Genomic DNA, 26,232 nt, shown 5'->3' with positions numbered 1-26,232 from the left:
TGGTGGCCGGCACGACCGGCCACCACGCGACTCGCGTCAGGAAGGACATCGCGCATGAACCGCCTCCGCCGCCGCGCCGCCGATGACCGGGGTGCTGCAGCCATCGAGTTCGCGCTCGTCCTGCCTCTCCTCCTGCTGCTGATCCTCGGCATCCTCGAGTTCGGCCGCATCTACAACATCCAGATCTCGCTCTCCAACGCCGCCCGCGAGGGCGCCAGGACGATGGCGATCGAGAACGACGCCGCCGCCGCCCGGTCGGCGGCCGCCGCCGCCGCCCCGTCCCTCAACCCGGCGCTGTCCACCGGAGCGGTGGCCATCTCCCCCGCGACCTGCGGCGCCGGCCAGACGGCGACCGCGACGGTGAGCTACACCGTCACCCTTCTCACCGGCTATTTCGGGACCTCCATCCCCCTCTCTGCGACAGGAGCCATGCGATGCGGCGGTTGATCTCCCGTCTGCGCGAGGAGCAGGGCGCCAGCGCGGTAATGGTCGGCATCCTGCTCATCCCGCTGATCGGCTGCCTCGCGATCTCCCTCGACGTCGGAGCCCTCTACGTCGAGCGCGCACAGCTGCAGAACGGCGCCGACGCCGCAGCACTCGCCATCGCCCAGGAGTGCGCCGAGGACGGGGTGTGCAACTCGCCCGGCGCCCTCGCGAACACCTTCAGCGACAGCAACGCGAACGACGGCCTCGCCAACAATCTCGCCCCGTCGTTCCCCAACAGCCACACCGTGGTCGTGAGCACGAGCACGCAGGTGGCGGGCGGCGGCAACGCCATCGAGCACCCGTTCGCCCGGCTCATCGGCGTCGACTCGACCACCGTGCACGCGACGGCGACCGCCGAGTGGGGCTCGCCCGCCGCGAGCTCGGTCGTGCTGCCGATCGCGATGTCCTACTGCGACTTCCGCCCTGCGCTCGACGGCACGCTCCAGCTCATCCGCTACGACGAGAACAAGACGTGCAACAACGCGGCCGGGGAGCCCATCCCCGGCGGGTTCGGCTGGCTGAAGCGCTCGTCCAACGGCACCTGCGACGCGTTCGTCGACCTCGACACGAGCAGCGCAGGGAGCGAGGCCGGCAACTCCTACCCCGGGGCGTGCGACAGCGTGATGTCGGATCTCGAGGGCAGGACCGTGCTCGTCCCCATCTTCGATCGCGCCCTCACCACGACCGGAACGGCGAAGTCGTACCACATCTACGGCTTCGCGGCCTTCACCGTGACCGGCTGGAAGTTCTCCGGCGGCAACTCCATGCCGCAGGTCAACCTCGATCCCGCCGCCCCGAAGTGCACCGGCAACTGCCGTGGCATCCAGGGCTTCTTCTCGCACTGGGTGTCGCTCGACGCGGCCGGCTCGGAGCTGAGCCCGACCGCCCCGAACCTCGGCGCCTCCATCGTCCGCCTCTCCAACTGACCCGAACCTAGGACCCCCATGAAGACCCGAATCATCGGCGCGATCGTCGCCGTCGTCCTCGCCGCCGTCGGCACGGTGGTGCTCCTCGTCTACGTCGGCGCCGCGGATGTCCGCGCGGCCCGCGGCGCGGCGCTCGTCAACGCCTACGTCGTCAAGGAGGAGGTCCCCGCGAAGACGGCCGCCTCGGAGATCGGCAAGTACCTGGCGGTGTCGAAGCTTCCCGCGTCCGCCGTCGTGGAGGACAGCGTGCGCAGCCTCGAGGATCTCGAGGGCATGGTCACGACCGTCGAACTCGAGGTCGGTGAGCAGCTCATCACCTCTCGGTTCGCGAACCCGGCCGAGCTCGCCGCCACGGCGGGCGCCTCCCTCCCCGAGGGCACGCAGGCCGTCACGGTCGCCCTCGAGGTCGAGCGGGCGGTGGGCGGTGCCATCAAGGCGGGCGACACCGTGGGTGTCGTCGTGTCGGCGGACTCGCCGTACGTGCCGCCGGCCAACACGCGCCAGACGATGCACAAGGTGCTCGTGCTCGACGTGAAGCCCGGCTCGTCCCTCGCCATCACCGACGGCGCCGGCGAGGAGATGGTCGACATGGTCATGGTGACGCTTGCGCTCCGCACGCCCGACGTCGAGGTCGTGGTCTGGGGCCAGGAGTTCGGCGGAGTGTGGCTCACCCTCGAGCCGCAGACGGCCGACGAGACCGGTGGCCGCACCGTCAACGGAGAGGTCGTGTACCAGTGAGCATCCTCCTGGTGAGCCGCAGCTCCTCGTACGCCTCGCGTCTGGACGGCGCGCTCGGCGGCAGTGTGATCACCGTCGCCGGGAGCTCGCTCGAGACCGGGAACGACTCCGGCCTGGACGGCCTCGACGGCAGCCGCCTCGACGCGGCCTTCGTCGCCCCGGTCTCCGCCGCCGAGCGCCCCACCACGGCGATCTCCGTCCTCCGCCGCCGCTTCCCCCGGGTGCCGATCGTGCTGGTGCACGAGAACGCGGTGGCCGGGACCTGGGCCCGCTCCATGGGGGCCGACGCCGCCCTCCGCCCCGACGCCTCCGACGCCGAGATCGCCGGGCTCGTCGACCTGCTGCGCAGCGGCGCCCTGCCCCCCGAGACGGCGCTCCCCGAGCCCTGGAGCGGGCAGTGGGGCTACGAGCACCTCGAGGTGGAGCCGGCGCCGGCGAAGCACGCTCCGGCCGCGCCTCGGCACGAGGACGCCCCGGCCGCGCCACGGCAGGAGGACGCCCCGGCCGCGCCACGGCAGGAGGACGCCCCCGCACCGCTCACGCCCGTGGACGCCCCGGCCTCCCCGGCGGCCGTCGAGACCCCGCCTCCCGGGGAGGAGGAGCCGGATGCGCCCGAACCCGACGGGCCCTCCGGCACGGCCTCCGCGGACGAGGGCAGCGTGGCCCTGTCCGCGGAGGCCGTCGGCGGGGAGCCCGGCGAGGCCCCCGACGCGTCCTGGTCCCCGATCGACGGCCAGGGCGAGGAGGAGACCGCTCCGCCGGCGCCCTTCGACCTCCCGGCCCCCACCGGCGCTTCGCAGGTCATCGCCGTCGTCTCGCCCAAGGGCGGCCTCGGCAAGACCACGATCGCGACGAACCTCGCGGTGGGCCTCGCTCGTGTCGCCCCGGACTCGGTCGTCCTCGTCGACGGCGACTTGCAGTTCGGCGACGTCGCGGCCGTCCTCAACCTGACGCCGTCCCACACCCTCCCCGACATGGTGACGGGCCTCGCGACCCGCGACTCCGTCGTGCTGAAGACGCTGCTGACGCCGCATCCCACGGGTCTCTTCGTCGTCTGCGGCTCCAGCTCCCCGGCTGACGGCGAGCGCGTGACGGCGGAGCAGTTCGCCCACCTCATCGGCCAGCTCTCCAGCGTCTTCCGCTACGTGATCATCGACACGAGTCCCGGTCTCGGCGAGCACGCGCTCACCGCTCTCGACCAGGCGACCGACGCGGTCGTCGTGAGCGGCCTGACGGTCCCCGCCCTCCGCGCGGTGCGCACCGAGCTCGCGCTGCTCGAGAGCATCGGATCGATGCCGGCGGGGCGGCACGTGGTGCTCAACATGGTGGACCGCAAGTGGGGACTCCGCCGCCAGGATGCGGAGAACATCACGGGCGCGCGCATGGACGCGCTCATCCCCCGCAGCGACGCCGTCCCGTTCTCGATCAACCGGGGAGTCCCGCTCCTCGAGTCCGGGTCCAAGGACCCGGCGGCCCGCGCCCTCGTCGAGCTGCTGGGCCGCGTCTTCGGCGCCGGCGACCGTCGGCTGCTCCGTCCCGACCGGAAGAAGGTGGCCGCATGAAGCTGACCGATCGCGTCGACGCCGCACGCAGGACCCCGCTCGGCGTCGCTCCCACCCGCCCCGTCCCCTCGGCACCGGCGCCCGCTCCCCACACGGCCGTGCCGGGCCCGGCGCCCGCCGCTCCCACGCCGGTGCGTCAGCCCGCGCCGCGCCCCGCCGCGACCGTCGCCGCGGCGCGCCCCCGCGATCCGCTCGCCGAGTTTAAGGGGCGCGCAGCCGAGCAGCTCTTCGAGCGGATCGGCAGCAAGATCAACGACCCGTCCCTCACGGAGCACGCGCTCCACGACCTCGCCCGGTCGGAGCTCCTCCAGATCGTCTCCGAGGAGCAGGTCCCGCTCAACTCCGAGGAGCGCTCCACGCTCATCCGCGAGATCGGTGCGGACGTGCTGGGGCTCGGCCCCCTCGAGCGCCTGCTCGAGGACCCGGACATCACCGAGATCATGGTGAACGGCCCGGACCAGATCTACGTCGAGCGGTCGGGGCGTCTCACCGTCAGCGAGACCACCTTCACGAGCGAGGCGCAGCTCCGCCGGGTGATCGAGCGGATCGTGGGCAAGGTCGGTCGTCGCATCGACGAGTCCTCCCCCCTCGTCGACGCGCGCCTCGCCGACGGCTCCCGAGTGAACGCGGTCATCCCGCCGCTCGCGGTGAACGGGTCCGCACTGACGATCCGGAAGTTCTCCCGCGAGCCGCTCACCGTGAGCGACCTCGTGGGCTTCGGCACCCTCGACCAGAACATGGCGGCGCTCCTCCAGGCCTGCGTCCAGGCGCGGCTCAACGTCATCGTCTCGGGCGGCACCGGCACGGGGAAGACGACGCTGCTCAACGTGCTGAGCTCGTTCATCCCCGAGACGGAGCGCATCGTCACGATCGAGGACGCCGTCGAGCTGCAGCTGCAGCAGGACCACGTCGTCCGGCTCGAGTCGCGCCCCTCCAACATCGAGGGCAAGGGCGAGATCACCATCCGCGACCTCGTTCGGAACGCCCTGCGGATGCGCCCCGACCGCATCGTCATCGGCGAGTGCCGCGGCGGGGAGACCCTGGACATGCTGCAGGCCATGAACACCGGTCACGAGGGCTCCATCTCGACGGTGCACGCGAACTCCCCCCGGGACGCCATCTCGCGTCTCGAGACGCTCGTGCTCATGGCCGGCATGGACCTCCCGCTCCGCGCGGTCCGCGAGCAGATCGCCTCCGCGGTCGACCTGATCGTGCAGATCGGCCGGCTCAAGGACGGCAGCCGCCGGATCACCCACATCACCGAGGTCCAGGGCATGGAGGGCGACATCGTCACCCTCCAGGACGCCTTCGTCTTCGACTACTCGGCGGGCGTGGACAGCCAGGGCCGGTTCCTCGGCCGCGCGGTGCCGACGGGGGTCCGCCCGCGCTTCGCGGACCACTTCGCCGAGATCGGCATCCCGCTGTCCCCGACCGTCTTCCAGCCCCCGATCCCGATGCGAGCCGCGCGATGAGCCCGATCCTCTTCTACGCGGGTGTGGGACTCGCGCTCATCGCCCTCTTCGTCGTGGTGTTCCTCGTCATCGCCCCGCCCGCGCCCCGGGTCCCGCTCGAGCGCCGGGTGGCGCCGGGAACCACGCACGTGTCCGCCCTCACGAAGATCACCGACCGCACGATCGCCGTCATCGACGGCGTGCTCAAGCGGCGGAAGTCCGGCATGTTCGGCGAGGTCGAGCTCGAGCTCGCGAGCGTCAAGATGACGCCGTCCGCGTTCGTCCTCATGGTCAGCTGCACCGCGGTCGTGCTCGGCGGCGTCGGCGTCCTGCTCGGCGGCTTCACGCTCTGGACCATCCTCCTCGTGCCCGTCTTCGCGGCCCTCGCCCCGCTCGGAGCGAAGATCGTGCTCGGCGTCCGGGCCGGGTCGCGCCGGTCCAAGTTCGCGACGCAGCTCGACGACTGCCTCACGCTCATCGCGGGCAGCATCCGCGCCGGCCACGGCTTCCTCCGGGCCCTCGACGGCGCCTCCGCCGAGATGGAGGCGCCGATGAGCGAGGAGCTCGCCCGGGTCGTCAACGAGGCCCGCATCGGCCGCGACCCGGACGCCGCGCTCGACAGCGTGGCCGCCCGGATGCGCAACGACGACTTCCGCTGGGTCGCCCAGGCGATCGCGATCAACCGGGAGGTCGGCGGCAACCTGTCGAACGTTCTCGAGCAGACCGCGAACACCATCCGCGAGCGGAACCAGATCCGCCGCCAGGTCAAGGCGCTGAGCGCCGAGGGACGCCTGTCCGCGATCATCCTCATCCTGCTGCCGATCGTGGTCACGGGCTTCCTGCTCGTGATCCAGCCCGGCTACTTCGCCAACTTCTTCTCCAACATCTTCGGCATCCTCGCGATCGTCGTCGCCGTCGTCCTGCTCGTCCTCGGATCGATCTGGATGCTGGCCGTCGTGCGGGTCAAGTTCTGAGGCAGATCATGCAGTTCTACGTCCCCCTCCTCGCCGCGGTCGCTGCCGCGGGCGGTGTCGGCGCGCTGGCGTTCATCCTGATCTCCGGCTTCCGCCCGAAGACCGCGGGCGCCGACGAGGTCCCCGTCTCCGCGCCGGCCCCTCAGCGCCGGCCGGTCGGCGAGCGCGTCGCCGGGCGGGTGCCCGCCGGCTACACCGGCTGGATCGCCCGCAACATCGTCCTCGCCGGCCGCCCCGCCGGGTGGAGCGTGGGGCGGACGCTCCTCGCCAAGCCGTTCACCGCGCTCCCCATCGCGCTCCTCGGCTGGTTCTGGGTCATGCTCGACCCCGCTCCCTGGCGCATCCTCGTCACGATCCTCTTCGTGACCATCGCGTTCTTCGTTCCCGAGCTGCTCGTCTACAACCGGGCGGTCAAGCGGCAGCAGGAGATCGACCTCGCCCTGCCCGACACCCTCGACCAGATGACGATCTCCGTGGAGGCGGGCCTCGGCTTCGAGAGCGCGATGTCGAAGGCGGCCACCAACGGCCACGGCCCGCTCGCCGACGAGCTCGTGCGCACGCTGCAGGACATGAGCATCGGGCGTCCCCGCCGGGACGCGTACCAGGCCCTCACCGACCGGACGAAGTCCCCCGACCTGCGCCGCTTCACGCGGGCGGTCGTCCAGGCCGACCAGTACGGCATCGCGATCGCGGACGTGCTCAAGGTGCAGGCGGGCGAGATGCGGCTCAAGCGGCGCCAGCGCGCCGAGGAGCAGGCCATGAAGGTCCCGGTGAAGGTGCTCTTCCCGCTGATGTTCTGCATCCTGCCGGTGCTGTTCATCGTGCTGCTCACTCCCGCGGCCCTCAACGCGCTCACGACCTTCAACTGAACGCGCCGGCGACCTGCGGCCGCCGGCGGGGGCCCGCGGTCGGGGCATCGGCCCTCCTCACGGTAGAACGGAGGGAGACCCCCGGACCGGAAAGAGGACCATGCCCCGCGCAAGAGTGATCATCGACCCCAACTCCACCGTCGGCGTCGTCCAGCGCCGGATGTTCGGCTCGTTCGTCGAGCACCTCGGGCGCAGCGTCTATGACGGGCTGTACGAGCCCGGTCACCCGACGGCCGACGAGGAGGGCTTCCGGCAGGACGTCATCGACCTCGTGAAGGAGCTCGGGGTGACGACGATCCGGTACCCCGGCGGGAACTTCGTCTCCGGCTTCAAGTGGGAGGACAGCGTCGGCCCGAAGGAGTCGCGGCCGCGGCGGCTGGACCTCGCCTGGCACTCCCTCGAGCCCAACCAGGTCGGACTGCACGAGTTCTCGAGCTGGCTCGAGAAGATCGGCGGCAGCGAGCTGATGCTTGCGGTCAACCTCGGCACCCGCGGCACCCAGGAGGCGATCGAGCTCCTCGAGTACGCGAACGTGCCGGCCGGCACGGATCTGTCCGAGGAGCGCGCGGCGAACGGCCGCCCGACGCCGTTCAACGTGCGCATGTGGTGCCTCGGCAACGAGATGGACGGCCCCTGGCAGCTGGGTCACCGGTCCGCCGAGGACTACGGCAAGCTGGCGTCGAGGACCGCCAAGGCCATGCGCCAACTGGACCCCGACCTCGAGCTCGTCGCGTGCGGATCCTCGAGCGCGGCGATGCCGACCTTCGGGACCTGGGAGCGCGTCGTCCTCACCCACACCTACGACGACGTGGACTACATCTCGTGCCACGCCTACTACGCCGAGAAGGACGGCGACCTGGGCAGCTTCCTCGCCTCGGCCGTCAACATGGACCACTTCATCGACTCGGTGGTCGCGACGGCCGACCACGTCAAGGCGGTGCTCGGCTCGAAGAAGACCATCCACGTCTCCTTCGACGAGTGGAACGTCTGGGACATCGAGCGCTACCAGGTCGAGGACAAGGTCACCGGCATCGGCAACTGGCCGGTCGCCCCGCGCCTGCTCGAGGACGTGTACACGGTGGCCGACGGGGTCGTCGTCGGCAACCTCCTGATCTCGCTGCTCCGGCACGCCGACCGCGTGACGAGCGCCTCCCTCGCGCAGCTCGTCAACGTGATCGCGCCGATCATGACGGAGCCGGGCGGGCCGGCCTGGCGCCAGACGACGTTCTTCCCGTTCGCGGTGACGTCGCAGCTGGCCGTCGGCGAGGCCCTCAAGGTGAAGCTCCAGTCCGACGAGTACGACACGGCCCTGCACGGGACCGTGCCGGTCGTCGACGTGGCGGCCACGCACGATGCCGAGACCGGCCGGACCGCGGTCTTCCTCGTCAACCGCGCGCTCTCCGAGGAGACGACGGTCACCGTCGACATCCGCGCTCTCGGCGAGGTCGCGGTGCGCTCCGCTCAGACCCTGACGGACGACGACGCCCACGCGAAGAACACGCTCGAGCAGCGGGAGCGCGTCGGGCTCCGCGTCAACGAGACCGCGACCATCGCCGACGGCGAGCTCACCGTCACCCTGCCTCCGGTCTCCTGGACGGCGCTCTCCCTGGCGTGAGCACGGCGGGGGGTGGAGCGGCGGTCCGCCCCGCCCCCGGCGGGCGGACGCAGCGGGTCTACCCCCTCCGCGCGTCCTCGTGACTCTCGAGCAGCCGCTTGAGCGCCTCGAGGTCCGCGAGCACGGCATCCGCGTCGGCCTCGAACTCCTCCTCGGTCACGCCGTCGCGCCGCCGGAGCGTGAACACCACTTCAGCGCCCTCGCCGTCGCGGAGGACGCGCATCGGATTCTCGACCGTGTCGCCACCGGGCAGGCGGACGAGGTGATCGAGCACCCCGAACGGATTCCGGGGCGCGAACTCCACCTCGACGCGCCCCATCGGCGAGTCGGCCAGCCATCGCCCGTCCACCTGCGCGATCGAGCCGGAGAGGCCCGCCGCCCAGCGCGGCAGGTTGGCCGGCTCCGCGCAGAAGGCGTAGACGTCGGCGGCGTCCCGCTGGATGCGGACGCCCAGGTGCCGGGTCTCCCGGACCACCCGCTAGCGCCGCCCCGGCTGCCCTGCGCACACCGGGCAGGTCCCGTCCGGCGCCAGAGTCGCCCACCAGTGCTTGGCGCACATCGGTTGGGTCGCGTCGAGCTCCTCGCCGCTCTGGGCTCCGGGATCGGGCACGGCACCCCTACTCATGGGAGGCGAGCCTAGGCGAGAAGGGACGCCGCCGGGAGGCGGTTGCGCGCTCCATGCCTCGCCGGCACGCGGCTAGCGGTGCGCGAGACGGGGACCGGCGGGAAGGACGTCGCCGGCGAGGGCCCGTGCGGGCGAGGGAGACGGAGCGGTGCGAACGAGGCCGGTCGGCGCGTCGTCGTGCTGCACGTGCGCCTCGGACGGGCGGGACAGCCGGCGCACGAACTCCTGATCGCGGCGATGCGCGTCCGCGACCCTGACGGCCCGGCCGATGATCAGCCCGAGCACCACACTGACGAGCATCCAGGCGGCAAGGCCCAGCAGCACTATCCCCCATAGCGGCATGACGCCATGCTCCCAGAGGGCGCAGGGCGCCACAGTCCCCTGTGCGGGGGGGGTGTCGGATGATGACCGTATGCGGATCAACAGGGTGCACCACATCGCGGTGATCGCGACGGACTACGAGCGGTCGAAGGCGTTCTACACGGAGGTCCTCGGCTTCACCCTGCTGTCGGAGGTCTACCGCGAGGAGCGCGACTCGTGGATGGGCGACCTCGCGCTTCACGGGGTGTACCTGCTGGAGCTGTTCTCCTTCCCGTCGCCGCCCCCGCGGCCCACGGGTCCCGAGTCCACGGGCCTGCGGCATCTCGCCTTCGAGGTGGACGACGTCGCCGCGGCGCTCGACGAGCTCGCGGGCAAGGGCGTGCGGTGCGAGGAGCTCCGGACCGACCCGCACACCGGGAAGCGGATGGCGTTCTTCTTCGACCCCGACGGCCAGCCTCTCGAGCTCTACCAGGCCTGACGCGCGCCGAGGCGGCGATCCCCGCACTGCACCGATCGGGCGTGGCGCGGCAGGCGGTCGCGGAATACTGGAGCCGGCGGCCGATGCCGCTCTCAGGCGAGGAGGCCCCATGACCGACACCGTTGCCCGCACCGCCGACCTCGGCGGAGTGCCGCTCACCGCCCTGTTCCTCGGCGGCACCGGCACGATCAGCACGGCCTGCACCCGGGCGGCCGTCGAGGCGGGCTTCGAGGTGGTCCACCTCAACCGGTCGCAGACGGACAAGCGGCCGGTGCCGGAGGGCGTCACCTCGCTGACCGGCGATGTCCGCGACCGCGCCTCGCTCGAGGCCGCGCTGGGCGACCGGACGTTCGACGTGGTGGTCGACTTCATCGCCTTCACACCGGAGCACGTGCAGGCGGACATCGACGTGTTCTCCGGGCGCGCCCGTCAGTACGTCTTCATCAGCTCCGCGTCGGCCTACCAGACCCCGCCGTCCCGGCTCCCCGTGACGGAGTCGACTCCCCTGCGGAACCCGTTCTGGGAGTACTCGCGCCAGAAGGCGGCCTGCGAGGACCTGCTCGTCGCCGCCTACCGGCGCGACGGGTTCCCGGTCACGATCGTGCGCCCGTCGCACACCTACGACGAGACGAGCATCCCCCTGCTCGGCGGCTGGACGACCATCGACCGGATGCGCCGGGGGCTGGAGGTCGTGGTGCACGGCGACGGCAGCTCGCTCTGGACGCTGACCCACGTGGACGACTTCGCCCGGGCGTTCACGGGGCTTCTCGGCCGGACGGACGTGCTCGGCGAGGCCTTCCACATCACCTCCGACGAGGCGCCAGCGTGGGACGCGGTGTATCGCGCGCTCGCCCGCGCCGCCGGTGTGGGGGACCCTCGGCTGGTCCACGTGCCGTCCGACGCGATCGCGGCGCTCGATCCCGCCTGGGGCGCGAGCCTGCTCGGCGACAAGACCCACTCGATGGTCTTCGACAACTCCAAGGTCAAGGCGGCGGTTCCGGGTTGGCGGGCGCGGATCCCGTTCGAGCACGGAGCCCGGCAGATCGTCGCGTGGTACGACGCGGACGAGGGACGGCGGCTCGTCGACGGGGAGACGGACCGCAAGTTCGACCTCCTGGTCGACGCGTACCGCCCGCGCCCCCTGTAGCACCCGATCGCCGGGCGGTTGGCCGGCCATCGACGGCCGTGTAGGTTACCTGGAATCCACCTTGCCGTCACCCCGCGGCAAGGTGCACGGGCGGAACAGGGTCGGGCCCACCTCCGTCGCGACCCGAAGGGCTGTCCTTGTCCGGTTCCCGGCTCCGTCCGTCGGCCGACGCCCCTGCGCGCGAGCTGCGTTCGCTGAGCCTCGTCCTCGTCGTCGCGATCCCCGGGGCGCTCCTGGTCGTCCTGGGCACGGGGATCCGGCTCCTCTCTCTGCTCACGGGCGCGGACATCCCCGGTGCCACGGTCCTCGATCCGAACGGGGAGGCCAACGCGTGGTCCTGGTACTCCTCCCTGCTCCTCGCGGCGCTGTCGGTCCCGCTCCTCGTCCACGCGGGGCTCAGGCCTCGCCGGGCCGCGCGTCCCTTCGTCGTCCTCGCGGTTCTGGCGCTCTGCCTCTCGGTCGACGAGGCCGCGGTGCTGCACGAGAAGCTCACGCTGCCCGGGGACGATCCCGCGAGCGGCGGATGGCTGGTCATCCAGGCATCCATCGCCGTCGTGGGAGGTGCTGCCGCATACCTGCTGGGGCGGCGATTCGACCCTCTGCTGAGACGGAGGCTCGTCCTCGCCGGGGTTCTCTACCTGAGTGGCGCGGTCGGTGTGGAAGCGGTGCAGTTCGCGGTCGGCTCCGCCGCAGGGCTCCCCGACCTCGAGCACACCTCCCTGGCCTACACGCTGGGGCTCCTGCTCGAGGAGGGGCTGGAGGTGCTCGGGGTGTGGGTGGCGCTGTGGGCGGTTCTGTCGGCTCTCGTCATCGCGGTGGGCGGTTCCGGGCTGCGAGTGGAGCGCAGGGACGGGTCCGCGACCGCCGACGGAGGCCCCGCACGCCCGAGGTCACTCACCGAAGCGTCCTGACCTCCGGCGGCGGGCAGCGCCCGGACGCGGGTCGGATCAGTCCGGCGCGTCGGTGGCCGCGGCCTGGGCCGAGCTGCGCGGCTCGCCCTCGTGCTGGAGCGAGGCTCCCGAGGCCGGGTCGATGGGGGCGAGCACGTCGTCCTCCTCGCCCTCCGGGCCGAGAGCGGTCCGTCCCGTGGCACGGGCGAACTTCGACATGGCGGCCGCCGGCTCCGCGCCCTCCTCGAGCAGGGTCGCCTCGAGCCGGTCGAGCAGCAGCTGCCGCTCCGCGACGGCCGACGGGGCGCCCTCGAGGAGCTCCACCTCCCACTCCCGCCACGTCCGCTCGACGCCGCTGCGGAGGTCCGTCGCGGACACGCGGTCGTCGGCGACCTCCGCGAGCTCCCGCCCCTCCTCGTCGAGCACGATGATCGGCGACCGCTCCGTCCGGAGCTCGGCAGCCGGGATCAGCCGCCTGTCGCCCACCTCCTCGCGGATCAGCTCGAGCAGGGCGGGCGGCACCTCGTCGGCGAGCGGAGCGTGGTGCTCGGTGCGCCCGTCGCCCGCCGGCCGCTTCAGGTGCCAGCCCTCGTCGTGCCCGCCGGAGCGCCGGCGCAGCGTCAGCCGATTCGCGGCGAGCGCGCCGTCCTCGGTGTCGTAGTAGGTGGCCTGGAGCAGGTCGGGCCGTTCCGGGCGGCGCACTGAGAAGCCGCTCAGCTCCGGCGCGGGCGCGTCCTCGCGGACGTCGTACTTCCGCTCGGTCTCCGTCATCGAGGTGACCTCGTCCTCGGCCATCGCGCTCTCCTTCCGGCACCCGGGGCGGGGAGCGGGCACGCCCTCCCCGGACCCATGATCCGCCACCGCGCACGCACGTGCGACGGACGGCCTCGGGGTTGCGCGTTCCGGCTCGGGTGGTACGGCTTCCGTGCCCGCGCCTTCCGGTCCCGGGCTATCGGAGGGCCGGCATGATCTCGCGCTCGAACAGCTCGATCGAGGACCGGTCGTAGGCCGCCTCGGGGAAGTAGTGGATCGAGTAGGCGAGCCCGAGCTTCTGCACCTCGCGGAGGCGCTCCACGACCTGCTCGGGAGTCCCGACGGCCAGCGCGTGCCCGGTCTTGTACTCGTGCACGAAGTGGGCCGCCTCCTGCTCGCCCAGATACGGAGTGACGCGCGCCTCCAGCGCATCGATGCGCTCGGCCACCTCGGCCTCCGTCGGCGCGACGATCGTGTTGTAGTTCGCGCTCCGCACGATCCGGTCGAAATCGGTGCCGACCTCGAGCGTGTGCCGGCGCAGCAGCTCGCTCTTGTGGGCGAACTCCTCCGGGTGCCCCGCGAAGTTGGTGTAGTCCGCGTACTTCGCCGCGATGCGGAGGGTCACCTTCTCGCCGCCGCCGGCGATCCACATCGGCAGGCCGCCCTCCTGCAGAGGCAGCGGGAAGACACGCGCGTTCTCGACCTGGTAGTGCTGACCCTGCAGGGTGGCGTAGCCCGTCGTCCACGCCTGTCTCATGATCTGCACGCCCTCGTCGAGCCGGGCCAGCCGGTCCCGCGCCGGCGGGAAGCCGTAGCCGTACGCGAGCCACTCCTGCTTGTACCAGCCGCCGCCGATGCCCATCTCGGTCCGTCCGCCGGAGATGACGTCGACGGTCGCGGCCACCTTGGCCAGGTAGGCGGGATTGCGATAGCTCATGCAGGTGCACATCTGCCCCAGGCGGATGCGCGAGGTCGCGGCGGCGAACGCCGACATGAGCGTCCAGGCCTCGTGCGTCGCCTCCTCGCTCGGCACCGGGACCGTGTGGAAGTGGTCGTAGACCCAGAGCGACTCCCAGGGGCCGGCGTCCGCGGCCTCGGCCAGAGTGCGCATCACCTCCCACTGACGAGCGGGCTCGATGCCGAGCAGGTCGTGCCGCCACCCCTGAGGGACGAAGATTCCGAATCGCATGGATCGAGCCTAGGGAGTCCGCCGTCCCGGCCTCTCGGAGCGACCGGCCCCGACGGCGGAAAAGACGAGCCCCCTCGGTCCCTTGCGTCCAAGGGAACCGGGGGGGCTCTTTTGATTACCCGATCGGATGGGGCCAGGCAGCTCGGACACCCGAAGTCCGAGGGACCCTCATATCCACCCGCTGACACGGTACGGCGGAAATGCGGTGCGGCCAACGGCTCGCGTGGTATTGGGGCATCGAATCCACCCGGAATCTCCCCGGAGGAGACTGCGGGAAGGCTGTGCGCCTACGCCGCCCGCTCGTAGTCGCGGCGCGAGGGGCGCGGCGTGCGCGGCGGCGTCGAGCCGAGGATGCGGCCGACCGCCAGTCCGATCAGGAGCGCACCGAGCAGCCACGTGACGAGGACGGCTGCGATCAGGGCGACGACTCCGAGAGAACTCACCGGGTATTCCTACCCGCACCGGCGATCAGGGTCACATCGACACACCGCCTCGCGCGGCTCGACGGCTGAATCGACCTCAAGCTCTACTGCAGGGTTCGGCTCCCCCGCCGGAGGTCGGCGGCCAGCAGCCGGTCGCGGCGATGCACGATCAGGCGCACGAGCAGGGAGATCGCCGCGCCGAGCGCGGCTCCGAGGCCGTTGGCCACGACGTCCATCGCGCTCGGCACGCGGTCACGGAGGAAGAGGGCCTGGTTGCACTCGAGCAGCGCGGAGAAGGCGGGGGCGAGCACCGCGACCAGCCACCAGTCGCGCCGCCGCAGCATCAGCGCGGCGAGGAACCCGGCCGGCAGGAAGAGCAGGACATTGCCGGCGAACTCGATCTGGGCGTACCCGACCCACTCGGGCACGCCGCGCTCGTGCAGCTCGGCGATGAACCGGGCGAGCGAGGCGCGATAGGGCCGGTCGACGGGCGAGGGCGTCAGAGTCACGACGAGGATCTCGACGAGGTACGCGACCAGCAGCAAGGCCGCGATCCCGATGCGGAACCGGTCGGCGAGGGACGCCGGCGCGGTCCGTCCTGCTCCCTGCGCCGCCCGGTCCGCGGCCGTCATCCCAGCCGCGCGTAGTCGAGGATCGCCGCCACCACGCCGGCGGTGTCCTCCCACCCGTCGACGGCGTGGCACGCGACTCCGGTGGTCTTCACCGGGAAGTCGTTGCCGTCCGGATCGAGCCGGTCGCCCACGAAGAGCATCTCGGCGATGGGGATGCCGCTGACCTCCTCGAGCCGCCGCATCCCGTACGCCTTGTCGATGCCGCGGCGCGTGATGTCCACGGAGGTCGAGCCCCCGGAGCGGACCTCGAGGTCCGCGAGGTCCGCCTGGACGGCGGCCCGGAGCGCGTTCTTCTTCTCCCCCGTCGGGTCCCACCGCCTCTTGACGTCGACCGGCGCGAGCTGACCGAGGGCTGAGAACGTCACCTGAGATCCGCGGTCCTCGAGGATCGGCCCCCAGGTCTCGCTCTCCCAGAACCCCAGCTCCTTGGCCCGCGCCTCGAGCGACCGGAACGCGCGCTCGATCTGCTCCGCGCTGAGGTTCTGGGCGTAGACCTGCACCCACTCGCCGTCCCGGTGGCGCCAGTACTGGGTGCCGCACGTGGGCATGAGGTGGAGGCGCTCGAGCCGGCCGGGCGAGGCATTCGCGAGGCGATCGATGACCTGCGCGCGGAACTGGGCGATCTGGCCGCCGGAGATGATGCACACCTCGCTCACCTCGAGGAGGTCGTGCAGCAGCTCCACCATGCGCGGGTCGAGCGCCGACTTGGACGGCGCCAGCGTGTCGTCGAGGTCGAATGCGACGAGGCGCGGCAGCCAGTCCGCCGTCCATACGTCGGCCGACGGCACGGTGGTGGGGTCGGTCATCCGGGTCCTCTCGGCTGGGGGTCCATCGATTCTGGCCGAGATTCAGCCGGGGCGGAGCCACGGTGGCTCGCTTGTCCCCGGAACACGGGGTCCGTGCGGCGGTCCTGGCGGGCAAGCGGCGCCGAGGCCGGCTCTACCGGTTCCGCGCGCGGTTCTCCGCGACGGACTGCAGCGCGGCGTCCGCGATCCTGCCGATGACCGCCCAGTCGAAGGTCCGGATGTGCTCCCGGGCGCGCGCGGCGAGTCCCGCGAGCGCCTCGGGGTGGTCCCGGAGCCAGCGGACGCGCTCCGCCGCCTCGCGGGCCGACTCGGCGCGGAGGTAGGTCCGGCCGTCGACCAGTCCGATGCCCTCAGCGACGGCCGCCGTGGCGAGCACGGGGAGCCCCATGGCGCAGGCCTCGAGCACCTCGCCCCTCGCGGCCTCGGCCTGCCGGAACGGCACGACGAGGGCGTCGTGGCTCGCGTACTCGAGCGCGAGGTTGCCCACCCGGCCCACGAGATGGACGCGCGGATCGATCGCCGATCCCGGTTCCATGGTGGCGCCGACGACGTCGAGGGTCCACGGCTCCGGAAGCAGCGGAGCCCACTCCTCGAGGAACTCGCGCAGCCCGGCCCGGGCAGCCGCGGACCCAGGCGGGAGGACGTGGAGGAGCCGCACCGGGTCCTCCCGGCGGCGGTCGACGTGCGGGAGGATCTCGGCCTCCGGCAGCCGAGTCCCGTTGTGGATGGTCCACACCCGCTGCGCTCCCAGGGAGCGGAAGTAGGCGGCGTCGCCCTCGGTCGCCGCCCAGACGCCGGCGCATGCTCGGGCGAGCCGGCCCTCCAAGCGGCGCGCCAGCGCGGCGCGCACCAGGAGGCCGGTGCTCGCCCGGCCGCTCCCGGCGCGACCGGCCAGGCGGCGCAGCCGAGGGTACTCGGCCTGCTGGCTGTCCAGCACCGCGCGGCGCCACTCCGCGGGGGGCAGCGCCCCTGCCGCGGGGAGCCCGTTCAGCACGACGACCGCGGGATCGATCTCCCGGATCAGCTTCTCGAGCCATGCGCGGCGGACGGCACCGCCCAGCGCGACAGTGTGCGGGGAGCGCAGCGTCGCGGCAGCGAGCATCCGATCCGCGCGCGTGTACCGGGGCGGCCGCGCGACGACGGGGGGCGCCGGGTGGGCGATCCAGACGGAGTCCCCGTCGCTCCGCCCGCCGCTGAAGAAGGCGAGGTGGACCGCCCAGCTGTAGGAGAGCTCCTCGCACAGCGCGCGCAGCCTCAGCTGCGACGGTGTGTCCGGGGAACGCCACGAGACGACGAGCAGGGGCGGTCGTCGCTCCGCACGGGATCCGAGGGAGCCCGTCGGGACCTCCACTCGTCCGCCGGAGCTCACGCCGCCGAGTCCGGAAGGCGGCGCAGGCTCACGGCCGCGGTGCGCTCCCGTTCCCGCTCAGCCCCTGCCGCGGCGCCCGTGACGGCGGCGGCGAACGTCATCGTCCGCATCTGCACTTCCCCGGAGTCGGTCTCTTGGCCCGCGGCATCGTATAACCGGGACCGGGTAGACCGAATAGTGGACCGCAGGGAATGCGATATCGAACGCTCAGGCAGATGGAACGATCGTTATACGTGAACCGGTTGTTCTACTTCGCGCCCTATGCGCGGGGGAAAAGGTCCCGGGCGGCGGCCGTTCGGATGGGGGGAATGACGGCCGCCGCACCGGGGGCCGACAGCGGTTCGTCGGGGTGGTCGTCCCCGCGCAATCGACGGAGACGGTCGAACCGGATGCCGGCCGTCCAGGGAGCGAGCGCAGCGCTCGCGGCGTGGAGGGCTCGGGAATTCGCCTCAGCCCGACATGGGCGGAATACGGCGAGATGTCACTGCTATCCGGCGCATAGGACCCGCTCACGCTCCTCGGTTCGAGGTGTTCGTTCGCGGATGATAACCGCGCGACCGGGTAGACGGAATAGTGGACTTCACGCCCCAGACAACGCCCCTCGCGAGCGCAAGGCGCTACTCCTCGGACGGCTCGGCCACGGAAGGATTACCCAGAATGGTCACGGCCTTCTCGCGGTTCTCGACTCCGAGCTTCCCCAGGACGGACCGGACGTGCACCCGCACCGTCGTGGGCGACAGGGACAGCCGCTCAGCCACCTCCCCGGTGGTCTTGCCGACGCTCAGCAGCTCCATCACCGCGCGCTCACGGTCGCTCAGCTCATCCCATGGGCTCGATCGGTGGTGCAGTCGGTTCACGGCCGCGCGGAACATGGCGATGATGCGTGCGACGAGGGCCGGCGCAGCTGCCGGCTCTCCTCGTAGGACCCGGAGCACCGCGGAAGGCAACGCGGCCGGGAGGGAGTCCTCGGTCAGGTAGCCCAGCGCGCCCGCACGCACGCACCCGTAGAGCTCCTCGTCGTTCCAGGAGGAGGTCACCATGATCAGCCGGGAGCTTGGAACCTCGTGGGTGATGCGCTCGGCCGCGAGGATCCCGTCGCCCTCCAGCCGCACATCGAGGACGACCACCTCAGGCTCGAATTCCCGGGTCACGGCGACGACGTCGTCCGCTGTCCTCGCCTCTGCGACGACCTGGCAGCCGATCCCCTCCAGAGCAGACCGCAGGCGAGCTCCCAGCTCAGCATCACCCTCGCCCAGCACGACGCATGCTCGGCTCGCTCTCGTCATCCGAGACCCCTCCCCTCTCCACCACACCGGTGGAGGCCCAGCCGGTGAGGGTCTGGAGGCGGAGTGAGGGGCTGATCCGGCGCGACGGAAGCAGGGCCAGCAACCTGCTTCGCAGCCCTACTCCACATGGAAGCGCCTTGACTCGTCGATGCTCATCCGCTTTCGGCCGGCCGATCCTAATCGGAGGTTAACCAGAAAAGAGGTAGACCGAACAGTGCACCTGTCGCTCTTCGGACGGATTGTCAGTGCAACCTCAGAGCACCCGCCGGAATGGCCGAGTGAACGGACACCTGCGACTTACTGGACCCGGCGTTCTCCACCGGAGATGCTCTGCCATCAGCGCGGATAACGCGAGGATCGGGAATGAGCGAACCTCATGCCCACTCGCCGGACCCGAGGCGCCGGCGAATGCCACATCAGCCGCGGAAGTCGAGCCCCTCGAACTCTCTGATGATCGCCGACCGATAGGGGGCGACGCCGAAGAGCTCGACCGCCCGCTCGGCGTCCCGGAGCGCCTGCAGCCGGCGCTCCTCCCAGTCGGCAGCGGCGCCCTTGATCGCCGTGACGAGCGCATCGACGTCGGCGGAAGGGACGGTGGCGGCCGACGGGAAGGGCCGGACAGCCTCCGGAAGCCCGCCGATGCCAGCGACGATGACCGGCCGGGCGGACAGCACGGCTTCGATCGCGACGTTGCCGAAGGGCTCCTCGAGACGGGAGGGGACGACGACGATGTCGACACCTCTCATGGCGGACCACACCGCGGACTGGAATCCCCGGAAGACGACGAGATCGGTGAGTCCGCGGGTGCTCACCGTCTCGCGCAGCCGCGCCTCGAAGTCCTCGTAGCCCGGGAACACGGATCCCACGATGTCGAGGCGAGCCGTGATGCCCTCGTCATTGAGCCGGGCCACCGCGGCCACCGCGACGTCCACGCCCTTGCGCTCGGAGACCCGACCGAAGTAGCCGATCCGAAGGGGAAGCTCGAGGAACTCACGCGGAGGGACGACACGCTCCGGGCCCGGGACCCCGTTGTAGATCACCGCGGCCTTGGATCTCAGCCTGCGGACGGCGGACGAGATGGTGCGGAGAGTGAACTCGCTGTTGGCCAGGATCCGGCGCGCGAGCAGCAGCGGCAGCGTGAGGCCGGTCTGGACGACCCTCGACACGGCGGTCTCCGCCTCGTGCACGTGGACGATCGCCGGCACGCGGCACAGGCGGGCGGCCACCAGCCAGGTCGGGATCGTGACCGTGCTCACGTAGACGGCGTCCGGCCGGAGCCGGCGGAGAAGCACGACCGATCTCGCGACGGCGACCATCGATCCGGCGGCGAGGCGGAGGAGGCCCACGGGACTCAGCAGGCTCTTGCGCAGCACGGGCACCGGCAGCAGAAGGCTCTTCGCCTTCCGATGTGCGATCTCCGGAAGCAGAGGACCCTGCACGGGCGTGGTGACCGTCACGCTCCATCCCCGCTCGGTCAGCGCCGACACGGTCTCGAGCATGACCCGGTCGGAGCCGTAGAGGTCCGCCGCCGGATGCGCGACGAGAACCCGTCTGTCGGTCCTTCTTCGCGCTCTCGCCATGCTCTCGAAATCCCCCCCGACTGAACGAGACGTCGAATCTTCCGAACCGACGTGATCGCAGGAATCGACACTATATGAGCGCGTGTTCTCGAGGCGAAGGCGGGGCAATCGATTCAACTCCGGCGGTTTCCGCGACGCTCATTCTTCCGGGGGCGTTCCGCGTGCCGTTCGTTCGAGGCACCGGGGCGAAACGGAGGCACCCCCCGTTCTGGGCCGACGGGCCGGCGTCGGAAGCTCACGATAATCGGAGGGTCGCAGCCTGACCCGAAAGGCCGGATTTGCCACAGCGCTTTCCTCATCGCCCTGATCCCCGAACCGTCGCCGCCGCCGTTCTCACGTATCGCCGGCCGGGCGACATCGCCGCCGCACTGCCGGAGCTGGCCGTCCAGGCCCGCTCCGTCGACCCCGGCAGGTGGCGCTCGCGCATCATCGTGGTGGACAACGACCCGGACGCCGGCGCCCGCGAGCTCGTCGTCCGGTTCGCCCGCTCCAGGGACGCTCGCGGCACCGACGTCACCTACGTGCATGAGCCGACGCCCGGGATCTCGGCGGGGCGGAATCGGGCGCTCCAGGAGGCGTCCTCCGACGACGTCCTGGTCTTCATCGACGACGACGAGCGGCCGAGCGAGAGGTGGCTGGTGCACCTGCTCACCACCTTCGAGCGGTGCGGGAGCACCGCGGTCGTCGGACCGGTGATCTCCGAGCACGAGCAGGAGCCGAGCCGCTGGGTGGCAGCCGGCCGCTTCTTCGAGCGACGCCGGATGCCCACCGGGTCTCGGGTCACGGTCGCCGCCACCAACAACCTCCTCCTCGACGTCCACGCCGTGCGCCGCCTCGGTGTCCGATTCGACCCCGAATTCGGCATCAGCGGAGGTGGAGATACGCTCTTCACTCTTCAGCTCATGCGGGAGGGCGGCACGATGGTGTGGTGCGACGAGGCGGTCGTCGTCGATGTCGTGCCCGCTGCCAGGACCACTCCTCGGTGGGTGCTCAGGCGAGCCATGCGCAGCGGCAACCACTGGGCGAGGACCAGCCTGACGGTGGCGGAGAACGCGCCCGAGCGGCTGCAGGTGCGCCTGCGGGCACTGGGCGGCGGGCTAGCCCGCGCCGGCGGAGGCGGCCTCCGCGCGGGCTGGGGATATCTCACGGGCGATCTGGCGCACCAGGCGCGCGGAGTGCGCACCGCGGCGCGCGGCGGCGGAATGCTCCTGGCGGTCGTCGGGCACACCCAGGTGGAGTACCGCCGCGGCTCGGGCATACAAGGAGGACCGTGAGCACCTCATCCGGCCGCGACGGCCATCCGGGCCCGAGCGCGACGAACGAGCGCTTGGCGGGCGCCGTCGCCCGCGTCGTGCGCAACGGCAACTGCTCGGGCTGCGGCGCCTGCGCGCTCGTATCGTCGCGCGTGAGTCTCGACCTCGACGAGGACGGCTTCCTGCGGCCGTCCGTCGCCGCCGACTGCGCGGTGGACGCGGCCACCGATCGCCGGGAGGCGCGGCTCTTCCGGCGCACCTGTCCCGGCGACCGCCTCGCCGCTCCCCGCGATCCCCGTCCTCACGACTCCGCGACCTTCGGCCGGTACGTGCAGGCCTGGGAGGCGTGGGCCGCGGATCCCGAGGTCCGCTTCGCGGGAAGCAGCGCCGGTGCGCTCACCGCCCTGTCCACGTGGCTCGTCGAGAGCGGCCGCGCTCCTTCCGTCGTCGGCGCCGCCTCCGACGCGGAACGCCCGGCACGAACCGTTCCCGTCCGCATCACCTCTCGGCAGGAGGCCCTGGCCGCAGCAGGATCCCGCTACGCCCCGGTGGGGACCGTCGCGGGGTACGACCCCTCCGGCCCCGCCCCGCTCGTCGGCAAGCCCTGCGAGGTGTCGGCGGCCCGCCAGCTGAACGAGGCGCTCGGGGTGCCGGACGCCGCGTCCCCCATCAGGCTCACGTTCTTCTGCGCCGGCACGCCGAGCCAGCGCGCCACCGAGTCGCTCGCGGCGGCGCTCGGGGTGCCCGCCGACCAGGCCGTCAGCCTCCGCTACCGCGGGAACGGCTGGCCCGGAGAGTTCCGGGTCGTCGGCCGCGACGGTACGGCGGGAGCGGCGAGCTACGAGGAGTCCTGGGGCAGGCACCTGGGCCGGAACCTGCAGTGGCGCTGCAAGATCTGCCCGGACGGCACCGGCGGAGACGGCGACATCTCCGTCGGGGACTTCTGGCGCGCGGACGAGAACGGCTACCCGGTCTTCGACGACGCGGACGGCTCCTCGGTCGTCATCGCGAGGACGGAGCGCGGCCGGGCCCTGGTCGAGGCGGCGATCGCGGCGGGGGTCCTCGTCGCGAGGCCGGTGTCCCTCGACGCCGTGGAGGCGATCCAGCCCCTGCAGCGCACGCGGCGCGAGACCCTTCTGGGTCGCCTCGCGGGTCGGCTTGCGGCAGGACGGCGGATCCCCCGGTACCGCGGCTACGGCCTGCTGGCGCTCGCCGCCCGGCACCTGTCCGCGAATCTGCGTGCCGCTCGGGGCACCAGGAAGCGATCGCTTGCCCCGCGGCGGACGGAGGGCGCGGCGGACGCGGTCGCGCGCGTCCGCGCCGACTCCTGACGCGCTCGCCGCCGGAGCTCTCCTCGGCGCCGCGCCCGGAACGCGGCCCTAGCCTGGGACCGTGATCCTGCTGCGCCCCGCCGTCCTGCACGGGTTCGGCGTGGTCGCGCTGTTCACCCTGTTCGCCGGTGAGGCCCTCCGCAACACCCTGAGCTGGTACGGCTTCGCAGCCTGGGCCGCGGCCCTCCTGGTGGTCACGATCGCCCTGTGCCTCGCCGGGATCCGGCATGCGGGCTGGCTCCAGGCGTTCCCCGTACAGGCCCGGCCGCGCACGCTGCCGGTCCACCTCCTCCTGCTCACGGCCTTCCTCGCCTGGGCCACCGCCTCCCTCCTCTGGTCCGACTACCGCCTCGCCACGCTGCTCGCGGTCGTCGTGCTGCTCGTCACGACGCTCGTCTCCGCGACCCTGGTCGTGGCGCTCGGCTGGGCGGGAGTGCTGAGAGCCCTCACGCGGGCCCTGCTCGCGATCGTCCTCCTCTCCCTCCTCTTCGAGATCGTCGTGGGACTGATCGGGCACCCGGTCCTCCCGGTCTTCCCGATCCGCGTCGAGCCCGGGGAGCGAGTGCCGGACGCGTTCTACTGGAGCCGCGCCGAGCTGTTCACCGGGGGTCGCATCCAGGGCATCCTCGGCAACGCGAACCTCCTCGGGTTCGTCTCCCTGCTGCTCGTGATCGTCGCAGCCTGCCGGCGCCTGGCCGGGAGCATGTCCGCACCCCGGGCATCTATCGCCGTCGCCGTCGGCGTGGTCGGACTGGCGCTCACCCGGTCGACGACCGTCGTCGCCACCGCCGTCGCTGTGACGATCGTCGCGGTCGCCGTGGTCGTGGCCCGCCGCAGCAGGGCCGCGGCACTCGCCGGCCTCGCAGGGATCCTCGCCGCCGGCGCCCTCCTGGCGGTGCCCGCCGCCCCGCTGATCCTGGACCTCCTCGGCAAGAGCGAGGACCTCACCGGCAGAGCCGACATCTGGGCGACGGTCTGGGGGCTGTTCCTCGAGCGCCCGGTCCTCGGCTGGGGATGGACGAGCTATTGGCAGCCCTGGGTGCCGCTGTTCCAGGAGCTCGCGGTCCGCAACGGCGTCGAGTACCTGCAGGCGCACAACGCGTTCCTCGACGTCGCCTTCCAGCTCGGCGCGGTCGGGCTCCTGCTGTTCGCGGGGTTCCTCGCCGCCACGGGGATCGCTGTCGCTCGCACCCCTGCGGGCGAGACCTTCCGGGTTTCGGCGCGAGCGACCGGATCCTCGCCCGCCCGGTCCGGCCCCTCCCCCGCCTGGGTGCTCGGCACGCTGCTGCCCTCGCTGCTGCTGGCGGCTCTGCTGACACAGGCGCTCGGGGAGAGCAGGCTGCTCGTCGAGGGGAACTGGGCGCTCCTGGGCGCCCTGTCGTTCGCCGTCGCCCGACACCGACAGTTCACCCGCGTGTGAGCACGCCCCCCTTGTGGGCACATACAGGAAGGTCTACTCCCGCTAACCTGGCCTCACGGTTCCCTGCTGACTTACCCGCTGCTACAGGAGCCGGACGCCCGGTCACCCGAGACCCTCGTCCACCCCACGAGACACGGCGTATGCAGCCATAGTGAAAGCTGTGGTCCACCCGATGACCCGAATCGGATATGCCGCCGGCGCATTCGACCTCTTCCATATCGGTCACCTCAACCTCCTGCGCCACGCCAAGAGCAACTGCGACTACCTCATCGCCGGCGTCGTGAGCGACGAGATGCTCAAGGAGACGAAGGGGATCGTGCCGGTCGTCCCGCTCGCCGAGCGGCTCGAGATCGTCCGGAACATCTCCTACGTCGACGAGGCGCGTGCCGAGGTCCTGCCCGACAAGCTCGACACCTGGCGCGAGATCGGGTTCGACGTGTTCTTCAAGGGCGACGACTGGCGCGGCACCGAGAAGGGCATGAAGCTCGAGCGCGAGTTCGCGGCCGTCGGTGTCGAGGTCGTCTACTTCCCCTACACGGTGGCGACCTCGAGCACGAAGCTCCGCGCCGCCCTCGACGCGATCGTGGCCGGCGACGGTCACCTCGCCGCGCCCGAACGCACCCTGCACAGAGCCTGACACCCCTCGCGACCCCTTCCCCGCGACCCGTCCCCTCCGGCGCACCACCGACGCGGACGTCCCCCACCCGATGGCGCTTCACCCGACATTCCCGACGCAGAGCAGCGAATGAGCATCCAGCCCGACCCCAGTCACTCCCACGTCCCCACCACCCCGCGCAGGGCACTCCGCCGGCTCGGTGCCGTCGACCCGTTCGAGCAGCTGCTCGCGGACGCCGCCGCCAGCACGGCGGCCGGTGCCGGGTCCTCCCGGCGGATGCGCATCGCGATGATCGGCACCCGCGGCGTCCCCGCCGCCTACGGCGGCTTCGAGACGGCCATCGAGGAGATCGGGCGACGTCTCGCCGACCGGGGCCACGAGGTGACGGTCTACTGCAGGACGAGCAACCCGGGCGACCGCCCGCGGACGCACCTCGGGATGCGGCTCGTCCACCTGCCTGCGCTGCGCACCAAGGCGCTCGAGACCCTCAGTCACACGGCGCTCTCGGCGCTGCACGTCCTGCTCCACCGCCGCCACGACGCGGCCTTCGTGTTCAACGCCGCCAACGCACCGTTCGTACCCCTGATCCGGGCTCGCGGCATCCCCGTCGCCGTGCACGTGGACGGCCTGGAGTGGAAGCGCGGCAAGTGGGGCCGGCTCGGTCGGCGGTACTACCGGATCGCGGAGGAGCAGTCGGTGCGCAAGGCCGACGCGCTCATCAGCGACGCGCGCGGCATCGCGGAGTACTACACGGCGGAGTTCGGAGTGCACACCGAGCTCCTCACCTACGGGTCTCCCCGACTCGTCGATGTCCCCCAGGACAAGCTCGCACGGCACGGTCTGACGCCGGGCCAGTTCCACCTGGTCGTGGCGCGGTTCGAGCCCGAGAACCACGTCGACGTCATCGTCGACGGGTACGTGCGCTCCGGCGCACGGTACCCGCTCGTCGTCGTCGGCGGGGCCCCCTACGCCGCCGAGTACACGGACCGGATCGCCCGGACGGCGGCGTCGGATCCGCGGGTGAAGATGCTCGGCTCGGTCTGGGACCAGGACGAGCTCAACCAGCTGTACGCGCACGCGCGCACCTACGTGCACGGCCACTCCGTCGGCGGCACGAACCCCTCCCTGCTCAGGGCGATGGGCGCCGGGACCGCCGTCATCGGCTACGACGTCACCTTCAACCGGGAGGTGGCAGGTCCCACGGGGCAGTACTTCTCACGAGCGGAGCAGCTCGCCCCCATCCTCGAGGGCACCGAGTCCCCGGACTGGGACCACGTCGCCGAGGGCGGGGAGATGCAGCGGCGGGCGGCCGAGCTCTACGACTGGGACAGGGTGACGAGCGGGTACGAAGGGCTCGCTCGGCGGCTGGCGACCGGGGAGACCATCCGCGGCACGGTGCGCGGCCGTCGGCGCTCGAGAGGCTGGGAGACCACCTCCGCGAGCGTGAGGTCCTCGGCTCCGGCGATGAGCGCCGCCCCGAAGTGATCGGGGGC

General features: G+C 71.8%; 26 protein-coding genes. 16 read left to right on the top strand and 10 right to left on the bottom strand.

The window, feature by feature from the left end:
* Positions 1 to 54: 54 nt before the first annotated feature.
* From J3P30_RS08595 to J3P30_RS08560, 8 genes are all read left to right on the top strand, one after another.
* Positions 55 to 447, top strand: a complete 393-nt coding sequence (locus J3P30_RS08595; RefSeq protein ID WP_210480637.1) for a TadE/TadG family type IV pilus assembly protein — start codon at positions 55 to 57, stop codon at positions 445 to 447.
* Positions 435 to 1,412 carry a pilus assembly protein TadG-related protein gene (locus J3P30_RS08590; RefSeq protein WP_210480636.1) on the top strand — a complete coding sequence of 326 codons (978 nt, stop codon included), beginning with the start codon at positions 435 to 437 and terminating at the stop codon, positions 1,410 to 1,412. The genes J3P30_RS08595 and J3P30_RS08590 overlap by 13 nt, the downstream gene beginning before the upstream one ends.
* A gap of 18 nt (positions 1,413 to 1,430) precedes the next feature.
* Positions 1,431 to 2,150, top strand: a complete 720-nt coding sequence (locus tag J3P30_RS08585) for a Flp pilus assembly protein CpaB (protein WP_210480635.1) — start codon at positions 1,431 to 1,433, stop codon at positions 2,148 to 2,150.
* A complete protein-coding gene (locus J3P30_RS08580) occupies positions 2,147 to 3,712 on the top strand; it encodes an AAA family ATPase (RefSeq protein ID WP_210480634.1) in 1,566 nt (521 codons plus the stop codon). Before J3P30_RS08585 ends, J3P30_RS08580 begins: the two co-directional genes overlap by 4 nt.
* Positions 3,709 to 5,184 (top strand): CpaF family protein, encoded by a 1,476-nt coding sequence (locus J3P30_RS08575; protein WP_210480633.1) that lies wholly within the window; start codon positions 3,709 to 3,711, stop codon positions 5,182 to 5,184. The genes J3P30_RS08580 and J3P30_RS08575 overlap by 4 nt, the downstream gene beginning before the upstream one ends.
* Positions 5,181 to 6,137 (top strand): type II secretion system F family protein, encoded by a 957-nt coding sequence (locus tag J3P30_RS08570; RefSeq protein ID WP_210480632.1) that lies wholly within the window; start codon positions 5,181 to 5,183, stop codon positions 6,135 to 6,137. Before J3P30_RS08575 ends, J3P30_RS08570 begins: the two co-directional genes overlap by 4 nt.
* Positions 6,138 to 6,145: 8 nt before the next feature.
* Entirely contained in the window at positions 6,146 to 7,006 is an 861-nt protein-coding gene (locus tag J3P30_RS08565) for a type II secretion system F family protein (protein ID WP_210480631.1), read from the top strand.
* A gap of 100 nt (positions 7,007 to 7,106) precedes the next feature.
* On the top strand, positions 7,107 to 8,621 hold the full coding sequence (locus J3P30_RS08560; RefSeq protein WP_210480630.1) for an alpha-N-arabinofuranosidase: 1,515 nt from the start codon (positions 7,107 to 7,109) through the stop codon (positions 8,619 to 8,621).
* Positions 8,622 to 8,679: 58 nt separating this feature from the next.
* Here the strand turns inward: J3P30_RS08560 and J3P30_RS08555 are convergent, their stop codons facing one another.
* The gene (locus tag J3P30_RS08555) at positions 8,680 to 9,096 is read right to left on the bottom strand and encodes an SRPBCC family protein (protein WP_210480629.1); all 417 of its coding nucleotides are present in this window, start codon (positions 9,094 to 9,096) and stop codon (positions 8,680 to 8,682) included.
* 222 nt (positions 9,097 to 9,318) lie between these two features.
* Entirely contained in the window at positions 9,319 to 9,588 is a 270-nt protein-coding gene (locus J3P30_RS08550; RefSeq protein WP_210480628.1) for a hypothetical protein, read from the bottom strand.
* A gap of 70 nt (positions 9,589 to 9,658) precedes the next feature.
* Between J3P30_RS08550 and J3P30_RS08545 the strand changes: the two genes are divergently transcribed.
* From J3P30_RS08545 to J3P30_RS08535, 3 genes are all read left to right on the top strand, one after another.
* Entirely contained in the window at positions 9,659 to 10,045 is a 387-nt protein-coding gene (locus tag J3P30_RS08545) for a VOC family protein (RefSeq protein ID WP_210480627.1), read from the top strand.
* Positions 10,046 to 10,154: 109 nt separating this feature from the next.
* Entirely contained in the window at positions 10,155 to 11,192 is a 1,038-nt protein-coding gene (locus J3P30_RS08540; RefSeq protein ID WP_210480626.1) for an SDR family oxidoreductase, read from the top strand.
* Positions 11,193 to 11,329: 137 nt separating this feature from the next.
* The gene (locus J3P30_RS08535; protein WP_210480625.1) at positions 11,330 to 12,103 is read left to right on the top strand and encodes a hypothetical protein; all 774 of its coding nucleotides are present in this window, start codon (positions 11,330 to 11,332) and stop codon (positions 12,101 to 12,103) included.
* 36 nt (positions 12,104 to 12,139) lie between these two features.
* Here the strand turns inward: J3P30_RS08535 and J3P30_RS08530 are convergent, their stop codons facing one another.
* The 8 genes from J3P30_RS08530 to J3P30_RS08495 all read right to left on the bottom strand — a co-directional run bounded on the left by J3P30_RS08530 (position 12,140) and on the right by J3P30_RS08495 (position 20,119).
* On the bottom strand, positions 12,140 to 12,877 hold the full coding sequence (locus J3P30_RS08530) for a CYTH domain-containing protein (RefSeq protein WP_210480624.1): 738 nt from the start codon (positions 12,875 to 12,877) through the stop codon (positions 12,140 to 12,142).
* Between the two features lie 154 nt (positions 12,878 to 13,031).
* Positions 13,032 to 14,024 (bottom strand): LLM class F420-dependent oxidoreductase, encoded by a 993-nt coding sequence (locus J3P30_RS08525; protein WP_210480623.1) that lies wholly within the window; start codon positions 14,022 to 14,024, stop codon positions 13,032 to 13,034.
* 287 nt (positions 14,025 to 14,311) lie between these two features.
* Positions 14,312 to 14,467, bottom strand: a complete 156-nt coding sequence (locus tag J3P30_RS08520) for a hypothetical protein (RefSeq protein WP_210480622.1) — start codon at positions 14,465 to 14,467, stop codon at positions 14,312 to 14,314.
* Positions 14,468 to 14,550: 83 nt separating this feature from the next.
* Positions 14,551 to 15,078, bottom strand: a complete 528-nt coding sequence (locus J3P30_RS08515; protein WP_210480621.1) for a VanZ family protein — start codon at positions 15,076 to 15,078, stop codon at positions 14,551 to 14,553.
* Positions 15,075 to 15,884, bottom strand: a complete 810-nt coding sequence (locus J3P30_RS08510) for an HAD-IIB family hydrolase (RefSeq protein WP_210480620.1) — start codon at positions 15,882 to 15,884, stop codon at positions 15,075 to 15,077. The genes J3P30_RS08515 and J3P30_RS08510 overlap by 4 nt, the downstream gene beginning before the upstream one ends.
* Positions 15,885 to 16,017: 133 nt before the next feature.
* Positions 16,018 to 17,253: a glycosyltransferase gene (locus J3P30_RS08505; RefSeq protein WP_210480619.1), complete on the bottom strand. Its 1,236-nt coding sequence runs from the start codon at positions 17,251 to 17,253 to the stop codon at positions 16,018 to 16,020.
* Positions 17,254 to 17,870: 617 nt separating this feature from the next.
* On the bottom strand, positions 17,871 to 18,539 hold the full coding sequence (locus J3P30_RS08500) for a response regulator transcription factor (protein ID WP_210480618.1): 669 nt from the start codon (positions 18,537 to 18,539) through the stop codon (positions 17,871 to 17,873).
* 416 nt (positions 18,540 to 18,955) lie between these two features.
* On the bottom strand, positions 18,956 to 20,119 hold the full coding sequence (locus J3P30_RS08495; protein ID WP_210480617.1) for a glycosyltransferase: 1,164 nt from the start codon (positions 20,117 to 20,119) through the stop codon (positions 18,956 to 18,958).
* A 278-nt stretch (positions 20,120 to 20,397) separates the two neighbouring features.
* Between J3P30_RS08495 and J3P30_RS08490 the strand changes: the two genes are divergently transcribed.
* From J3P30_RS08490 to J3P30_RS08470, 5 genes are all read left to right on the top strand, one after another.
* Entirely contained in the window at positions 20,398 to 21,393 is a 996-nt protein-coding gene (locus J3P30_RS08490; RefSeq protein ID WP_210480616.1) for a glycosyltransferase family 2 protein, read from the top strand.
* Complete coding sequence (locus J3P30_RS08485; protein ID WP_210480615.1) at positions 21,390 to 22,703, top strand: Coenzyme F420 hydrogenase/dehydrogenase, beta subunit C-terminal domain; 1,314 nt, start codon at positions 21,390 to 21,392, stop codon at positions 22,701 to 22,703. Before J3P30_RS08490 ends, J3P30_RS08485 begins: the two co-directional genes overlap by 4 nt.
* A gap of 61 nt (positions 22,704 to 22,764) precedes the next feature.
* A complete protein-coding gene (locus J3P30_RS08480; protein ID WP_210480614.1) occupies positions 22,765 to 24,123 on the top strand; it encodes an O-antigen ligase in 1,359 nt (452 codons plus the stop codon).
* A 172-nt stretch (positions 24,124 to 24,295) separates the two neighbouring features.
* Positions 24,296 to 24,760 (top strand): adenylyltransferase/cytidyltransferase family protein, encoded by a 465-nt coding sequence (locus J3P30_RS08475; protein WP_210480613.1) that lies wholly within the window; start codon positions 24,296 to 24,298, stop codon positions 24,758 to 24,760.
* Positions 24,761 to 25,015: 255 nt separating this feature from the next.
* Positions 25,016 to 26,224 (top strand): glycosyltransferase, encoded by a 1,209-nt coding sequence (locus tag J3P30_RS08470; protein ID WP_210481931.1) that lies wholly within the window; start codon positions 25,016 to 25,018, stop codon positions 26,222 to 26,224.
* Positions 26,225 to 26,232 lie beyond the last annotated feature (8 nt).

The organism is Naasia sp. SYSU D00948, from assembly GCF_017916515.1.
GTDB lineage: Bacteria > Actinomycetota > Actinomycetes > Actinomycetales > Microbacteriaceae > Naasia.
Note: the sequence above shows the minus strand (reverse complement) of the source record. Positions and strands in the feature narration are given on the sequence as shown.

Coding starts and splice junctions, on each gene's coding strand:
- J3P30_RS08595 (WP_210480637.1), top strand. CDS start 55: ATGAACCGCCTCCGCCGCCGCGCCGCCGATGACCGGGGTGCTGCAGCC.
- J3P30_RS08590 (WP_210480636.1), top strand. CDS start 435: ATGCGGCGGTTGATCTCCCGTCTGCGCGAGGAGCAGGGCGCCAGCGCG.
- J3P30_RS08585 (WP_210480635.1), top strand. CDS start 1,431: ATGAAGACCCGAATCATCGGCGCGATCGTCGCCGTCGTCCTCGCCGCC.
- J3P30_RS08575 (WP_210480633.1), top strand. CDS start 3,709: ATGAAGCTGACCGATCGCGTCGACGCCGCACGCAGGACCCCGCTCGGC.
- J3P30_RS08570 (WP_210480632.1), top strand. CDS start 5,181: ATGAGCCCGATCCTCTTCTACGCGGGTGTGGGACTCGCGCTCATCGCC.
- J3P30_RS08565 (WP_210480631.1), top strand. CDS start 6,146: ATGCAGTTCTACGTCCCCCTCCTCGCCGCGGTCGCTGCCGCGGGCGGT.
- J3P30_RS08560 (WP_210480630.1), top strand. CDS start 7,107: ATGCCCCGCGCAAGAGTGATCATCGACCCCAACTCCACCGTCGGCGTC.
- J3P30_RS08550 (WP_210480628.1), bottom strand. CDS start 9,588: ATGCCGCTATGGGGGATAGTGCTGCTGGGCCTTGCCGCCTGGATGCTC.
- J3P30_RS08545 (WP_210480627.1), top strand. CDS start 9,659: ATGCGGATCAACAGGGTGCACCACATCGCGGTGATCGCGACGGACTAC.
- J3P30_RS08540 (WP_210480626.1), top strand. CDS start 10,155: ATGACCGACACCGTTGCCCGCACCGCCGACCTCGGCGGAGTGCCGCTC.
- J3P30_RS08530 (WP_210480624.1), bottom strand. CDS start 12,877: ATGGCCGAGGACGAGGTCACCTCGATGACGGAGACCGAGCGGAAGTAC.
- J3P30_RS08525 (WP_210480623.1), bottom strand. CDS start 14,024: ATGCGATTCGGAATCTTCGTCCCTCAGGGGTGGCGGCACGACCTGCTC.
- J3P30_RS08515 (WP_210480621.1), bottom strand. CDS start 15,078: ATGACGGCCGCGGACCGGGCGGCGCAGGGAGCAGGACGGACCGCGCCG.
- J3P30_RS08510 (WP_210480620.1), bottom strand. CDS start 15,884: ATGACCGACCCCACCACCGTGCCGTCGGCCGACGTATGGACGGCGGAC.
- J3P30_RS08500 (WP_210480618.1), bottom strand. CDS start 18,539: ATGACGAGAGCGAGCCGAGCATGCGTCGTGCTGGGCGAGGGTGATGCT.
- J3P30_RS08495 (WP_210480617.1), bottom strand. CDS start 20,119: ATGGCGAGAGCGCGAAGAAGGACCGACAGACGGGTTCTCGTCGCGCAT.
- J3P30_RS08475 (WP_210480613.1), top strand. CDS start 24,296: ATGACCCGAATCGGATATGCCGCCGGCGCATTCGACCTCTTCCATATC.
- J3P30_RS08470 (WP_210481931.1), top strand. CDS start 25,016: ATGCGCATCGCGATGATCGGCACCCGCGGCGTCCCCGCCGCCTACGGC.